This window comes from Herbiconiux moechotypicola (assembly GCF_024979255.1).
Taxonomy (GTDB): Bacteria; Actinomycetota; Actinomycetes; order Actinomycetales; family Microbacteriaceae; genus Herbiconiux; species Herbiconiux moechotypicola.
In genome coordinates, this window is sequence record NZ_JANLCN010000009.1 from 126,968 (window position 1) to 141,176 (window position 14,209).

Below are 14,209 nucleotides of genomic sequence, written 5' to 3' on the forward strand. Positions count from 1 at the left end.
CCTCGACTTCATCAGGTGTAGTGGTGCTGGGCAGGGAAAGGATACATGACCAGCTATCATTTTCCATGGCCCGGCGCGCGGGCTTGGAACGGGCTCGAGATCGGTGGAGAGTGAAGAAGATCTGGGACTACCTCTGGGAGCGATTGGTCCGCTACGCCCTGAAGTTCGGGGTGGTCGGGCTGGCGGGGTATTTCATCGATCTCGGCATCTCCAACCTGCTCTGGTCGGGCGCTCTGGGCGACGGCTGGTACGAGACCCCGCTCGGCGGAAAATTCATCTCGGTCGCCGTGGCCACCCTCGCCACCTGGTTCGGCAACCGCTACTGGACCTTCCGTGAGCATCGCCGCAAGAACTTCCTGCTCGAGCTGGCCGAGTTCACGCTCATCGCCGTGATCGGCCTCGGAATCTCGCTCGCCTGCCTGTACCTCTCGCACTACGTGTTCGGGTTCACGTCGCTGCTCGCCGACAACATCTCCGGCAACGTCGTCGGGCTCGTGCTCGCGACGGCGTTCCGCTTTCTGCTCTACCGGTTCTGGGTGTTCGCGCCCACCCGCTCCGACGGCCACACCGCCCGCCTCCGAGCCGCCGCCGGTGAGGCGGCCGAGACGGATGCGCCGTCTCAGTCCTCGTCGGCCCGCACGAGGTAGAGGGTCACGTCGTCGATCTCGAGGCGCTCGAAGGTCTCCGGATGCTCGTCGAGCCTGGCGACGAGAGCGGGGTCGAGCGGGAACCGCACCTGGTCCTTGAGGGCGAACGCCACGACCGCGGGATCGTCGGGGTCGGTGCTCTGCCGGCCGCCCAGCAGGTAGGTGTACTCCCACTCGGCCATGCCGCCCACGTAGACCGACCCCGCACCGAGGCCGCGGTCGTTCAGGACGCCCAGCACGAGCGCCATGCCCGAGGCCCGCTCCTGCGCCACCACGGCCGACGTGTACACCCCGCACACCAGCGCCGCCGTGAGGATGACCGCGGCGGTGCCGTGCGCGACGGCGCGGGTCGTCCGGCGGCGGCCTACCGCGAACAGTGCACCGATACCAGCTCCCGCGGTCACGCAGAAAGGCCAGACCCACGCGTAGTAGTAGTGGCTGAGCGACACGTCGGCGATCACCAGGTGGAAGAGCCACAGGCCCCCGACGGCCGCGGCCATGACCCCGAGCAGCGCCCACCTCCTCGACCACAGCGAGGCGATCGAGCCTGCCAGCAGCACCAGAACCGGCAGCACGCCCATCCCGTCGAACCAGAACCACAGGTTCGACCACCACGGCGGGAACTGGTAGGCGACCCCGGCCACGGTGGTGAGGTGCCCTTGCAGGTCGTGCTCGGACTGGTAGCGCACCATGTAGGCGATCGAGTCGCCGAGCCCCACCGGCCAGTAGACGGCCACCGCCACGGCGAGGCCGACCACCGCCATCAGGCCGATCCCGAGCAGCACGGGCACGAGCCGGCGGCGCAGCACCACCACGAGCAGCAGTGCGGGCACGAGCACCGCGCTGGAGACCTTCGAGGTCACCGACAGGGCCATCGCGGCGGCCGAGAGGGCCAGCCACCACCAGGCCCGCCCGCGCATCCACTGCCACGCCGCCGCGAACGCGGCGACGGCAAAGAAGATCGCGATGGGCTCCAGGAGCGCCATGCGGTCGAGCCGCACGCTCCCGGGCATGCCGTGGGGCAGCACCAGCCAGAAGCCCGCGGCCGCGAGCGCGCCGACCCAGCCGAGCTCCCGCCGCAGCCAGAAGTAGAGCACGAGTCCGACGGCGAAGGCGGCGACCGCCGCGGTGACGCGCCCCGAGAGCAGGCCGTGGCCGAACAGGGTCTGCGTGAGGCCCATGAGGTACTTCGCCACCGGCGGGTGTTCCTGGTTCGACGACACGTCGCCGTGCAGGTAGTCCCACCCGGCCTGCACGTACACCGGTTCGTCGGCGCCCATGTTCGCCCCGGCGAGGTTCCAGAAGCACTGGTAGGCGCCCCAGGCCATCACGATCGCGAACGCCCACCACTCGAGCGCGCGGCCGCCCCGAGTCGGCGCGAGGCCGCCCGGTGTCACCCGCGCACGCTCCGGGCGGGGGTGATCGCGTGGGCGCGGGTGGGTGACACGCCGAGCAGCACGGCCACCGCGAACCCGGCGGCGGCGAGGGCGTAGAGCACGAGCAGCGTCACGGCGCCGAGCGGCGGCTGCCAGGCCGCGGCGTCGAGCATCTCACCCCAGCCCGCGGTGTAGCCCGCGGTCACCCGGCGCAGGCCCGTCGCGAAGGCGAAGACGGTGGCGAACACCCACCCGGCGGCCATCGCCCACGAGACGACGGCGAGGATGCGCGGCGCGCGCGGGCGCTCCAGCCAGGCGGCGAAGCGGGGCGAGGCGGCGACCACGGCGGCGGCCCCGACCAGGAGGCTCACGAGCAGCACGAGGGTGTACCGCCCCTGCCAGATGTAGCCGCCCCGCGTGATGTAGAACGACTGGATGAGCGGGGGCAGGAGCAGGAACGCGGCGGCCAGCAGCGCCGTGAACACCAGTGCGCGACCCCGCACGAACAGCACCACGGCCACCGCCACCACCGCGAACAGGGCGTAGTAGACGAGGTAGACCACTGGATGCAGCGTGGTGTCGAGCCAGCCCAGCACTCCGATCATCTGCCGCAGCTGGTTGTAGAGGTCGCCGAACTGGCCCACGAACCCCTGCAGCGGGCTGAGCCCCACACCCTCGTTGGGCGGTGCCACGTCGGGGCCGCTGCTCGGCGCGGTGCCGAGCGAGTTGCTCGACAGCGTCCACCAGGCGCTCACCGCGGCCCCGGCCACCACGAGGGCGATCGCGGCGATCACGACGGGCCGGCGCAGCAGCGCGAGCACCTCGCGCGCCCGGAGGAGCACGAGCGGCAGCACGAGCAGCAGTGCGACCCAGAGCGGCGAGATGCCGCGGGCGTTCGACACCAGGGTGGCCGCCACCACGATGAGCACGAGCCTCGGCACCAGCCGGTCGGGCGAGGGGTGCAGCACGATGCCGAGCATCGCCGTGAACAGGGCGAGTCCCGCGGTGAACTCGACGGCGTTGGGGTTGACCGTGGCCGAGAGGTAGAGCACGAGCGGGGTGACGGCCACGAGGGCGCCGAGGGCGGGCACGCGGCTGCGGGCCCAGCCGGCGATCATCCAGAACGCCGCGGCGAGGAAACCGGCGCAGAGCACGGCGCTCACGATGCGCATCCCGTATATGCCCGCGGTGTCGGGCGCCAGCAGGGAGGGCCAGCCCACGACCCAGTAGTACAGCGGGTTGTAGAGGCTCGCCGAGGTCGTCGTCTCGACCAGCTCGGCCGGGTCGCCCTCGAACGCCGGCGCGCAGGAGGCGTCGACGTCGGGGTGGAAGGCGAAGCAGCCGAGCACGTTCTCGTGCGCGACGGCGGCGGGCACCTCGACCACGCCGCCCGTGGCGAGCATCTCCGAGGGCAGCAGCTGGCCGCGCACCACCGACGCCGCCTTGATGACGTGGGCGGGCTCGTCGGGCGAGCCGCTGAGCGGCGTGGCGAGCGCCCAGAGGGTGCCGAGCACCGCGAGCAGCAGCCACGGCAGAAGGAGGGCGCGCAGCACCGAGCGGCGGCCCTGGGTGGTGTGCGGGGCGGGGGCGACCGTCACGAGTCTCCCCGCGCATCCGGGGCCTGCTCGTCGCGCTCGGCGAGCGCCCGCTCGAGCTCCCGGATGCGCAGCTCCTGCAGGGCCACCGACTCGGCCAGCGTGCGGGTCTCGCTCTCGAGCTCGGTGAGCTCGCCCGAGTGCTGGATGGAGACCAGGAAGAGCACCGCGATGCTGAGGAAGAACACGAGGTTCGTGGGCACCGCCACACCGAGGAACCCGGCGAGGGCGCCGAGGATGTCGGGGAACACGCCGATGATCAGCGCCACGATGCCCGCGGCCAGCCACCAGATGGCGTGGCGCTCGCGCAGGTGGCGGCGGCGCAGCGACTCGATCACCACGCCGAGGGTGATGAGGGCGGCCACGATGCCGAGCAGGTAGGTGCCGAGACTCATGCGACGATCGGTGCCTCGGTCGGCGGCAGCTGCACACGGGGGCGGATGAGCGCCACGAACAGCGCCATGGCCGCGCGGCCGAGATAGACGGCCGCCTTGTAGGGGTTGTGCGAGGGCACCCCGCCGGCCCGAGGGCGCATGGCCACGGCCACCTGGGTGACCGAGAGCCCCGCGCGCGAGGCGATCACGAGCGACTCCACGGTGTCGCCGAGGTATTCCGAGGGGTAGTGCCGGGCGAACAGGGCCACGGCGCGGGGCCCCGAGGCCCGGAAGCCCGAGGTGGTGTCGGTGAGCCGCGTCTTCGTGAGCCGGCTGAGGATGCCCGAGAGTACCTGCATCGCCCACCGGCGCGGGCCCCGCACCCGGTAGTCGCCCACACCGGCGAACCGGGCGCCGAGCACCAGGTCGAAGCGGTCGAGCAGGGCCACCAGCTCGGCGATGCCCCGGGGGTCGTGCTGCCCGTCGGAGTCGACCTGCACCACGTTGGCGAAGCCCCGCTCCACGGCGTACTTGAACCCGGCGCGCATCGCCCCGCCCACGCCGAGGTTGATCGGCAGGCGGAGCACCGTCGCGCCCGCGTCGGCCGCGACGCGGGCGGTCGCGTCGGCCGAGCCGTCGTCGACGACGAGAACGGAGGCGCCGGGCGCGGTGGCGAAGACCTCGCGCACCACGTCGCCGACGGCCTCCTCCTCGTTGAACGCGGGCATCACCACGAGCGTTCGATCGAGGGGGGACGGCATGCGCCCCATCATAGCCGCGGGGGTGCGCCGACCCCGGGAGGCGGTCAGCGGTCGAGCGCCGCCCTGAGCCGCTCGGGCATGGGGCCCGAGCGACCCGCCCAGCCGTCGCGCACCCCCGCCAGGGCGGCGCGGGCGCGGGGCACCCTGCCCGGCACGAGCAGTTGCACCACGAGCAGGTGCCGCGCGTCGGCGAGCGTCTCGCGCACGCTCCAGGCGCGGTGGCGCCGGCCGTGCATCCGGTTGAGCAGCACCCGGTTGCGCACGATGTAGTAGTAGCGGAACGGGGCGCTGTGGGTGAGCTCGAGCGGCGCCCCGCCGAGGCGCACCGGAACCCCGAGCAGCCGGGGGGTGTGCCGCCGGCCCAGCGAGTGACCGAGCCGCACCGCGGGGGAGAGCACGATGCGCAGTCCCGCGCGGTCGACCCGGAGGGCGAAGTCGGTGTCGACGCCGTCGATGAAGAGCTGCTCGGCGAAGCCCCCCACGCGGCGCAGGGTGTCGAGTGGGATGAGCATGCCCGACTGGATCGGGGCCCGGCCGAGCAGGAAGCCCCGCACGGCCCCGGCGACCGGCGACGGCTGCCCCTCCACGTGCGCGGGCGCCACCATGCCCACCGTGATCCCGGCCTCCGCGGCCTCGCGGGCCGTGCCCACCAGGCAGGAGACGAAATCGGGGGAGACCTCGGAGTCCTGGTCGAGGGTGAGCACGAACGTGGGCGCCGTCACGGCGTCGGCCTCGGCGGCGCGCACGCCCGTGTTGAGCGCGGCGGCGATGCCCTGGTTCGAGCTGTGGCGCACCACGAGGGCGCCCGACCGCCTGGCCGCGTCGAGCACCGGGTCGAAACGCGGGTCGCTGCCGTCGTCGACCACGACCACCCGCGCCACCTGCGGCAGCAGCGACTCGACCAGCTCGAGCAGCCCGCCCCCTGGCCCGTAGGCGGTCACGATCGCCGCGACGTCGTCGCTCACCCGCACCACTCCCTCCGCGCCCGGGGAACCCGGAGCCGCCCGCACTATGATTTCACTCTATGACCGGATCCCGCCGCGACCCGAGCCAGTCGTGAGCGAGGCGCCGTCGGGCCAGCCGCCGTCGGGCCAGCCGCCGTCGGGGCAGCCGCCCTCGGGGGAGACGCCCACCATCGGCCGCCGCAGCTTCATCGGCGTCGGAGCCGCGTCGCTCGTCTCGGCCGGTGTCGGCTTCGCGGTGCTGCTGATCGCCCCGCGCATCCTCAGCGGCCCCGACACCGCCGACTTCCTGGCGTTCTGGTCGTTCCTGTTCGCGTGGTTCGGCATCCTGGGCGGACTCTCGGCCGAGTCCACCCGCGCCGTGCACGACAGCGACCGCCGGGCCGAACCCGCCGCCTCCCGGCGTGAGCCGCGGATGCTCGGGGTCGGCCTCGGTGTCGGTGTCGCGCTCGGCGTGCTGCTGTGGGCCACCGGGCTGTGGTGGGGGCCGCTCGTGCTCGGCCCCGCCCACGCCGGGCTCGCGCTGCCCCTCAGCGCCGCCGTGGCGCTGTTCTCGGGGCACGCGGTGATCGTGGGCGTGCTCGGCGGGCGGCTGCAGTGGAACACCTTCGCGCGGCTGGTCATCGGCGACTCGCTGCTGCGCATCCTGCTCGTCGTCGTGGCGGCGCTGGTCGCGGCCAGCGTGGCCGGGCTCGCGGTGGCGGCGAGCGTGGCGAGCGTCACCTGGCTGCTCGGGCTGCTCGTGTCGCCGACGCTCCGGCGCGCGGCGGCCGCACGGGCCGACGTCGGGCTCGGCCCGTTCCTGCGCCGCCTCGGGCACGCCTGCCTCGCCTCGGGGTCGAGCGCGGTGCTCGTCGTCGGGTTCCCGGTGCTGCTGCGGCTCACCTCGAGCGAGGCGGTCTACGACGCCGCCGCGCCCATCCTGGTGGCCATCACCTTCACGCGGGCGCCCCTGCTCATCCCGCTCAACGCCTACCAGGGCGTCGCGATCGCGCACTTCCTCAACAACCGGTCGCTCGGCTTCCGGGCGCTCGTGCCCGTGGCGCGGCTGATCGCGCTCGTGGCGGTGGGCGGTGCCGTGCTCGGGGGGCTGCTCGGGCCGTTCCTGCTCACCTGGTACTACGGGCCCGACTACGTGGTGGGGCCGTTCACGGTGGCCGGGCTGGTGCTCGCCGCCGGCATGCTCGCACTGCTCACCATCACCGGGGCGCTCTGTCTCGCGCTCGACTGGCACAGCGCGTACTCGGCCGGGTGGCTGGCGGCGACGGCGCTCGCCGTGGTGGTGCTGCTGCTGCCGCTCGGGCTCGAGCTGCGGGCGGTGCTGGCGCTGCTGCTCGGGCCTGTCGCGGGCCTCGTGGTGCACGCGGTGGCGCTGCGGCGGGCGCGGCCCGGCCCCGCCCCTTCGCCCGATCCCGAGGAGGCATCGTGACCGACGACATCCGCGCCAGCGTGTGCATGGCCACCTACAACGGCGCCGCCTACGTGGCGGAGCAGATCGAGTCGATCGTGGCGCAGCTCGGTCCGCACGACGAGCTCGTCGTCGTCGACGACTGCTCCACCGACGACACCGCGGCCGTCGTGGTGCGCACGGCGGAACGGCTGGGGGAGTCGCGCATCCTGCTCACGAAGACCGACACCAACGTCGGCTACGTGCGCGCGTTCGAGGCGGCGATCCGGCGCTCCCGCGGCCGCTTCGTGTTCCTCTCCGATCAAGACGACGTGTGGCTGCCCGGCCGGCACGAGGACATGATCGCAGGCCTGTCGCGCGCGCTCGTCGTGGCCGGCAACCACTCCATCCTCGGCCGCGACGGCGCCCGGCTCTGGTACCCGCCGCTGCGCGCCCGCACCTCGCGCCACCACCTCGCGAACCTGGTCGCGATCATGATCGGCTACCGGCCCTACTTCGGCTGCGCGATGGGCTTCCGGCGCGAGGCGATCGACGACGGCATCCTGCCCTTCCCCGGCTACCTCACCGAGTCGCACGACGTGTGGATCGCCATCACCGGCAACGTGCGCCGCAGCATCCGGCATCTCGACCGCGACGTCACCGCCCGCCGTCTCCACGACTCCAACCAGACCCCGCTGGGCCTCCGCGGCCTCCCCACCATCCTCCGCGCCCGCCTCATGCTCGCCCGCCTCGTGCTCCTCGCCACCACCCGTCGTCGCGCCGCCCTCCGCAGCCTCCGCGCCCGCCGCTCCGCCCGCCCTTGACGTCGCGCCCGCAGGGCGCAGGGCGGCGGATGCGCGCGGCAGGTCAGCCGAGCGCGTGGCGGAGCAGAGCGCGCCGGGCGACGGGGTCGCCGGCGCGGAGCGCGGCGGGCAGCTCGGTGAGCGCGTTGAGGCGCGAGGTGAGGTGCAGGCGCGCCGCCCGGGAGGCGCGGCCCCACCCGGCGGCGGCGGTCCGTGCCGTCACCTCGGCGAACAGCGCCGACTCCTCGCCGAACTTGGTCGCGTCGGGCCCGGTGAGCGCCGACACGCTGCCCGCGTGCCTCCGGTACTGGAACACCGTCTCGTCGTCGAGCAGCAGCGACCCGCCCGCGAGCACCACGTCGACGATCAGCGCGAGGTCTTGCACCACCTCGAACCCGGGCCGGAACCCGAACCGCACCAGATCGTCGCGCCGCCACACCAGCGACGGGAAGTACGCCCAGTTCCCGTGCAGCAGACTCGTGAGCAGTCGCTCGCCCGAGAACTCCCGCGCCCCCGAGCCGCCGAACCGCACCATGCCCTTCACCCGGTCGGCGAGCGGCCGGTGCACCGCCCCCGCCGCATCGATCACCTCGACCCCCGGCTGCACGATCGCAGCCCCCGGGTGCGCGTCGACCAGCGAGCGCACCCGCCCCACGAACCCCGGCAGCATCCGGTCGTCGCACCCCATGAGCACCACCCGCTCGTGCTCGGCCAGCCGCACGCACTCGCGGAAGTTGCCCCCCACGCCGAGGTTCTCCGCGTTGCGCAGATACCGGATGCGCGGGTCGCCGAGCGACTGCACCCACCGCCCCGGCTCGGTGTCGGGGTAGACATCGTCGACCACGACGAGCCTCCAGTCGGGATCGCTCTGCGCGAGCACGCTCTGCACCGCCTCCCGCAGATGGTCGGGGCGCCCCCAGAACGGCATCATGATGTCGAGGGTCACTCCGCGGGCACCCCCTCGTGCGGTTCGTCGGCGCGCCGGAGCCGCACCCGCCAGCTGAGGTCGCGCGCGGCCTTCACCGAGCAGATCACGAGCATCAGCCAGCCGTACTCCACGAGCATGATGCTCTCCGCCATCGAGGTGGCGATGAGCACCACCAGCACGAGGGCGGTCCAGAGGAAGACGATGCTCTTCTTCGACGCCGCGAGCACCCAGGCGCGCCCGAAGGTGAGCCCCACGAATCCGACGAAGATCACGAAGCCCACCAGTCCGGTCTGGAAGTACACGTCGATGAAGGCGTTGAGGGCCGAGGTGTGCGAGCGGTTGCCGATCACGTCGAGCGCGAAGAACGGCGACACGCTGCTGCGCCAGTAGCCCGCCCAGCCCCAGCCCTCGAGGGGGTTGAGCTCGATCAGCCGCCACAGCTCGCGCCAGATCTCGAGCCGGTAGGTGAACTCGCGCCGGGTGGAGAGGATCTCGAGGATGCGCCCGCGCATGAGGAAGGCCACCACGAGCCCGGCGAGCGAGAGCGCCAGCAGCACGAAGTGCCAGCCCCGCCGCGTCTCGGGCGCCGCGCGGCGCAACAGCAGCAGCACCCCCGCGGCCAGCGCCGTGACCACCGCGACCGCGGTCGTGACCGGAGACCCCGAGAGCACGATCGCCGCCAGACCGATCGCCACGCTGTACACCGCGGTGCCCCGGCGCACCGACCTCGTGGCCCACTCGATCGCGAAGGTCACGACGGCCAGCAGCGCCACGAATCCCACCATGTTGCGCGTGCCGAGCACACCCTGGATCGGCCCCGCCGTCGACAGCGCCCCGGTGATGCCGAGGAACCGGATGGGCGCGTCCAGCAGCGCACCCGCCACGATCTCGAGCACGAGCGACACGGTGAGCACCACCCGCAGCACGTCGCCGAGTGCGCGCACGATCTGGATGAGGTCGCGCACCACCGCGACGTACACGCCGAGGAAGGCGTAAGCGAGCAGGTAGGCGATGCCGTTGAGGCTCGACGGCACGTACTTGCTCCAGAACACGGTGAGCACGCACCAGCCGAGGAACAGCAGCAGCGAGATGGGCAGCAGCCCGTGCCAGTCGAGGCGGTCCCACCGCCCGGCGAAGGAGAGGGCGGCGAACACCACCAGGGCACTGACGATGGCGATGAGGCCGGGCCAGCCGAGGGTGGCCCGGATGAGGAACGAGCCGAACGCCGTGGCGAGGATCGTGACGGTGAGCGCTTTCGCGAACCGGGTCGAGCCGAAGAACTCCAGCACCGCGGCGGCGGCCGGATGCGCGGACCGGGCAGCAGGGGTCACGGCGCGGTCGCGACCGGTGCCGCCTTCGGCACCGTCTCGATCCCGGTGAGGTCGAGCCCCACGTCGGTCTGCTCGATCTTGCTCTTCACGCCGATCGCGACGAGCAGCAGCCACCCGCCCTCGACGAGGAGGCGGCTCTCCACCAGGCTCTGCACGAGCAGCGCCGTGAGGATGAGCGCGGGCGCGAGCGTCACCGCGAGGTGGGGCAGGGGGCGCCCGCGGCCGTCGAGGGAGGTGTCGACCGCGAACCACCACGAGCGGTGCCAGCTGCCGAGCACGAAGAAGGCGAACAGCGCCAACCCCACGAACCCGAGCTGCAGCCACACGTCGAGCCAGGCGTCGTGCGCCTGCAGATAGGTGACCCCGTTGCGCACGGCGAGCCCGTCGAAGGGCTCCACCCACGGCACCCAGTAGCTCACCCAGCCCCAGCCGAACACGGGCCGCTCCGAGGCCAGCGACACCACCGAGTTCCAGATGTCGACGCGCCCCGTGAGGTCGTCCGACTTGCCGAACAGCCCGAGCAGCGTGCTCCATGATGCGCTCACCGCCACCACGGCCGCCACCGCCAGTGCCGCCGTCGCCACCGCCACGCCCATCCGGCGCCCCGGGCCCACCCGGCGTGCCAGAAGCAGCACCCCGAGCATCCCGGCGGTCACGACCAGCGCGGCGATCACGGTGGCCGAGCGGGTGAGGGCGAGCACCACGACCGCGGTCACCAGCCAGGCCACGGCCGGGCGGGTGCGCACCAGCTTCTGGGCCAGCAGCACCCCCACGGTCACGAGCGCGAGCAGCGCGACGAAGGCGAGCAGGTTGCGGTTGCCCACGATGCCCTGGATGGGGCCGCCGGTGAAGAGGTCGGCCTGCGTCCAGTAGAACGCGTTCGGCACCTTCTGGCCGGAGTAGTCGGTGAAGAAGGGCAGGACGGGCTGCCGCACGAAGATCGCGGCCACGAGCTCGAACGCCACCGAGAGACCGAGGATCGCGGTGAACGCGCGCGAGGCCGCGAGCGCGAGCTGGGGCCATCCGTTCGCGACCGCGAGGAACAGGGCGCAGAGAGTGGTGGCGGCCTGCGCGAGGATGCCGAGCACCGTCGCCCCGGGGTACGCCGACCACGCTAGCGAGAGCACCATGAGCGTCGCGAGCAGCAGGAGGGTGCGGGGCAGACGCCGGGGGTCGAGCCGTCGCCACAGCCCCCGGCGCGTCATCAGCACCGCGACGGCGGCCGTGATCGCGGCGACGAGCGCGAGGTAGCCCCACCAGCCGAGGAGGTTGCGCCAGAAGTCGCCGGCGAACGCCGTGAACACCACGAGCACCGAGAGGGCCTTCGTGGTGGCGTCGACGGGGTAGCGCATGGCGAACAGCCTACTTCTCGGGGCGCCCCGGCCGCGGCCGAGGGGGCGAGGCGGATGCGGGGGCGGCGATCAGACGAAGGCGGCTGCGCCCGTGAGGCTGCGGCCCACGATGAGCGTGTTCATCTCGCGGGTGCCCTCGTAGGAGTAGAGCGCCTCGGCGTCGGCGAAGTGCCGGGCCACGTCGTAGTCGAGGACGATGCCGTTGCCGCCGAGCACCTCGCGGCACCACGCGACCGTCTCGCGCATCCGGGCCGTGGTGAAGGCCTTCGCGAGCGCGGAGTGCTCGTCGCGCTGGGTGCCGTCGTCGAGCATCTGAGACACCCGCACCACCATGCCGAGGCTGGCCGTGATGTTGCCCATCGACTTCACCAGCAGGTCCTGGATGAGCTGGTGGCCGGCGATCGGCTTGCCGAACTGCACGCGCTCCTTCGCGTAGCGCAGCGCCGCCTCGTAGGCGCCGATGGAGTTGCCCACCGCGGCCCACGCCACCTCGGCACGGGTGAGGCGCAGCACCTTCGCGGTGTCGCGGAACGAGTTCGCGCCCTGCAGCCGCAGGCTCTCCGGCACCCGCACGTCCTCGAGCGTGATGTCGGCGTTCTGCACGATGCGCAGGCTCTGTTTGCCCTGGATCTTCGTGGCCGAGTAGCCGGGCGTCGAGGTGGGCACGATGAAGCCCTTCACCTGGCCGTCGGCGGCGTCCTTCGCCCAGATGACGGTGATGTCGCTCACGGTGGCGTTGCCGATCCAGCGCTTGGAGCCGTTCAGCACCCACTCGTCCCCGTCGCGGGTGGCCACGGTGCGCAGGCCCTGCGCCGAGTCGGAGCCGGAGAGCGGCTCGGTGAGGCCGAAGGCGCCCACCACCTCGCCCGCGGCCATCCGCGGCAGCCACTCGGCGCGCTGCTCCGGCGATCCGGTGACGCTGATCGAGCCCATGGCGAGCCCGTTCTGCACGCCCACGAGGGTGGCCACGCTCGCGTCGACGCGGGCGAGCTCGAGCGCCACGAAGCCGCGGAACACGGCGGAGTTCTCGAACGGCTTCGTCTCCTCCCAGGCGAAGCCGAACACGCCCGTCGAGGCGAGGCCGGGCATGATGCCCTCGGGCATGGTGGCGCTCTGCCAGTGCTCGTTCACGACCGGCTTCACCGCCGTCTCGAGGTGGGCGCGCAGTCGCGCGAGCGCCGCCTGCTCCTCGTCGCTGAGGAGGGAGGCGTAGTCGTAGAAGTCGCTGACCAGGGGTTCGAAGCTCATGGCCGGTGAGCATAGCGAGCGACCGGATGCGGGCACGGCGGCTTGGTAGTTTTGTTCCAACCGCCCGCGACCCGTGCTCCGCACGGCTTGTAGGGGGCACATAACCGGCTTCGGCGCCGGCCGGCACGGAACGAGATTGGGACCATGTTCGTAGCGATCGGCAACACCCCCCGCCCCTACGCCTGGGGGTCGGCCACGGCCATCCCCGAGCTGCTCGGCACGCCCGTCACCGGCGAGCCGCAGGCCGAGCTCTGGCTGGGCGCGCATCCCGGCAGCCCGAGCCAGGTGCTCGACCCCGCCGAGACGGGCGGTGCCGGCGACCTCGCCGCGTGGATCGCCTCTGACCCGACGCGCATCGTGGGGCGGCAGGGGTCGCTGCCCTACCTGCTCAAGATCCTGGCCGCGGGCGCCCCGCTCTCGCTCCAGGCGCATCCCACCCTCGAGCGGGCCCGGGAGGGCTTCGCCCGCGAGAACGCGGCGGGCGTCGCGCTCGACGACCCGACCCGCAACTACAAGGACGCCCTGCACAAGCCCGAACTCGTGGTGGCGCTGAGCGAGCGCTACGACGCCCTGTGCGGCTTCCGCCCGCTCGACGAGGTGCGCGAGATCGTCGACCTGCTCGTCACGATCGACAACGCGCAGACCGCCCCGCGGTGGGAGCTCTACGGCCCGATGGTGCACCTCCTCGAAGACTCGGTGACCCTCACCGAGACCGATGCCGAGATCCTGCAGTCGGTGGTGGCCTGGCTGCTCGGGGGCGGAGAGGAGGTGTCGGCGCTCGTCGGTCACCTCGTGCGCACCGCCGAGAAGGCGCTGCACCCCGCGCACGCGCACCTCACCGACCCCTACACGGCCTCGCTCGAGACCGTGGTGCGGCTCTCGGAGGAGTACCCGGGCGACCCCGGCATCGTCATCTCGCTGCTGCTCAACCGCGTCACCCTGCAGCGCGGCGAGGCGCTGTACCTGCCGGCCGGCAACATCCACGCCTACCTCTCGGGGCTCGGCGTGGAGCTCATGGCCGCGAGCGACAACGTGCTGCGCGGGGGCCTCACCCCGAAGCACATCGACGTGCCCGAGCTGCTCGAGGTGCTCGACTTCGACCCGCTGCCCGTGCCCTACCTCGAGCCGCAGCAGCCGTCCGCCGGGCTGCAGCTGTTCGTGCCCGACGTGCCCGACTTCGTGCTCGCCCGCGTCGAGCCCGGGCTGGGGGCGGATGCGCCCACCTCGGTCGCGTACACCCCGTTCGGTGCGGCGATCGGCATCTGCGTGGCGGGCTCGCTGAGCATCGCCGGCGCGTCGGGCTCGCACGCGCTCGTGCGCGGCGACGCCGTCTTCGTCACCCCCGACGAGGGCGAGCTCACGGTCTCGGGCACCGGCACCCTCTTCCTCGCCGCTCCCGGCGCCCCCGCGCACCTGCTGCCGTAGCGCCCGGCGCCCGGCTCCGC

At 72.8% G+C, this 14,209-nt stretch carries 13 protein-coding genes; 4 read left to right on the plus strand and 9 right to left on the minus strand.

From position 1 onward, the window contains the following. Nucleotides 1-110: 110 nt before the first annotated feature. Nucleotides 111-647 carry a GtrA family protein gene (locus tag N1031_RS14740; protein ID WP_259480461.1) on the plus strand — a complete coding sequence of 179 codons (537 nt, stop codon included), beginning with the start codon at nucleotides 111-113 and terminating at the stop codon, nucleotides 645-647. Here the strand turns inward: N1031_RS14740 and N1031_RS14745 are convergent. Genes N1031_RS14745 through N1031_RS14765 form a run of 5 tightly spaced genes read right to left on the minus strand, consistent with a single transcriptional unit; the run spans nucleotide 620 to nucleotide 5,718 of the window. After that, nucleotides 620-2,044: a glycosyltransferase family 39 protein gene (locus N1031_RS14745; protein ID WP_259480462.1), complete on the minus strand. Its 1,425-nt coding sequence runs from the start codon at nucleotides 2,042-2,044 to the stop codon at nucleotides 620-622. The two genes, N1031_RS14740 and N1031_RS14745, sit on opposite strands and share 28 nt — an antisense overlap. Then, a complete protein-coding gene (locus tag N1031_RS14750; RefSeq protein ID WP_259480463.1) occupies nucleotides 2,041-3,621 on the minus strand; it encodes a DUF2142 domain-containing protein in 1,581 nt (526 codons plus the stop codon). The genes N1031_RS14745 and N1031_RS14750 overlap by 4 nt, the downstream gene beginning before the upstream one ends. Then, nucleotides 3,618-4,013 (minus strand): DUF2304 domain-containing protein, encoded by a 396-nt coding sequence (locus tag N1031_RS14755; RefSeq protein ID WP_259480464.1) that lies wholly within the window; start codon nucleotides 4,011-4,013, stop codon nucleotides 3,618-3,620. Before N1031_RS14755 ends, N1031_RS14750 begins: the two co-directional genes overlap by 4 nt. After that, on the minus strand, nucleotides 4,010-4,753 hold the full coding sequence (locus N1031_RS14760; protein WP_259480465.1) for a glycosyltransferase family 2 protein: 744 nt from the start codon (nucleotides 4,751-4,753) through the stop codon (nucleotides 4,010-4,012). Before N1031_RS14760 ends, N1031_RS14755 begins: the two co-directional genes overlap by 4 nt. Nucleotides 4,754-4,797: 44 nt before the next feature. Beyond that, nucleotides 4,798-5,718 carry a glycosyltransferase gene (locus N1031_RS14765; protein ID WP_259480466.1) on the minus strand — a complete coding sequence of 307 codons (921 nt, stop codon included), beginning with the start codon at nucleotides 5,716-5,718 and terminating at the stop codon, nucleotides 4,798-4,800. 91 nt (nucleotides 5,719-5,809) lie between these two features. On the opposite strand from N1031_RS14765, the gene N1031_RS14770 reads away from it, so the two are divergent. Both N1031_RS14770 and N1031_RS14775 read left to right on the plus strand, forming a co-directional pair. Further along, nucleotides 5,810-7,144, plus strand: a complete 1,335-nt coding sequence (locus tag N1031_RS14770) for a hypothetical protein (protein ID WP_259480467.1) — start codon at nucleotides 5,810-5,812, stop codon at nucleotides 7,142-7,144. Beyond that, entirely contained in the window at nucleotides 7,141-7,926 is a 786-nt protein-coding gene (locus N1031_RS14775) for a glycosyltransferase (protein WP_259480468.1), read from the plus strand. The genes N1031_RS14770 and N1031_RS14775 overlap by 4 nt, the downstream gene beginning before the upstream one ends. Before the next feature lie 43 nt (nucleotides 7,927-7,969). On the opposite strand, the gene N1031_RS14780 is transcribed toward N1031_RS14775, so the two are convergent. From N1031_RS14780 to N1031_RS14795, 4 genes are all read right to left on the minus strand, one after another. Continuing rightward, nucleotides 7,970-8,851, minus strand: a complete 882-nt coding sequence (locus tag N1031_RS14780) for a glycosyltransferase family 2 protein (protein ID WP_259480470.1) — start codon at nucleotides 8,849-8,851, stop codon at nucleotides 7,970-7,972. Then, on the minus strand, nucleotides 8,848-10,164 hold the full coding sequence (locus tag N1031_RS14785) for an O-antigen ligase family protein (RefSeq protein ID WP_259480471.1): 1,317 nt from the start codon (nucleotides 10,162-10,164) through the stop codon (nucleotides 8,848-8,850). Before N1031_RS14785 ends, N1031_RS14780 begins: the two co-directional genes overlap by 4 nt. Beyond that, nucleotides 10,161-11,516, minus strand: coding sequence for an O-antigen ligase family protein (locus tag N1031_RS14790; RefSeq protein ID WP_259480472.1), 1,356 nt, complete (start codon nucleotides 11,514-11,516; stop codon nucleotides 10,161-10,163). Before N1031_RS14790 ends, N1031_RS14785 begins: the two co-directional genes overlap by 4 nt. A 69-nt stretch (nucleotides 11,517-11,585) precedes the next feature. After that, a complete protein-coding gene (locus N1031_RS14795) occupies nucleotides 11,586-12,764 on the minus strand; it encodes an acyl-CoA dehydrogenase family protein (RefSeq protein ID WP_259480473.1) in 1,179 nt (392 codons plus the stop codon). A 144-nt stretch (nucleotides 12,765-12,908) separates the two neighbouring features. On the opposite strand from N1031_RS14795, the gene manA reads away from it, so the two are divergent. Then, nucleotides 12,909-14,189: a mannose-6-phosphate isomerase, class I gene (gene manA, locus N1031_RS14800; protein WP_259480474.1), complete on the plus strand. Its 1,281-nt coding sequence runs from the start codon at nucleotides 12,909-12,911 to the stop codon at nucleotides 14,187-14,189. Nucleotides 14,190-14,209: the final 20 nt, after the last annotated feature.

Coding starts and splice junctions, on each gene's coding strand:
- N1031_RS14795 (WP_259480473.1), bottom strand. CDS start 12,764: ATGAGCTTCGAACCCCTGGTCAGCGACTTCTACGACTACGCCTCCCTC.
- N1031_RS14760 (WP_259480465.1), bottom strand. CDS start 4,753: ATGCCGTCCCCCCTCGATCGAACGCTCGTGGTGATGCCCGCGTTCAAC.
- N1031_RS14790 (WP_259480472.1), bottom strand. CDS start 11,516: ATGCGCTACCCCGTCGACGCCACCACGAAGGCCCTCTCGGTGCTCGTG.
- N1031_RS14755 (WP_259480464.1), bottom strand. CDS start 4,013: ATGAGTCTCGGCACCTACCTGCTCGGCATCGTGGCCGCCCTCATCACC.
- manA (WP_259480474.1), top strand. CDS start 12,909: ATGTTCGTAGCGATCGGCAACACCCCCCGCCCCTACGCCTGGGGGTCG.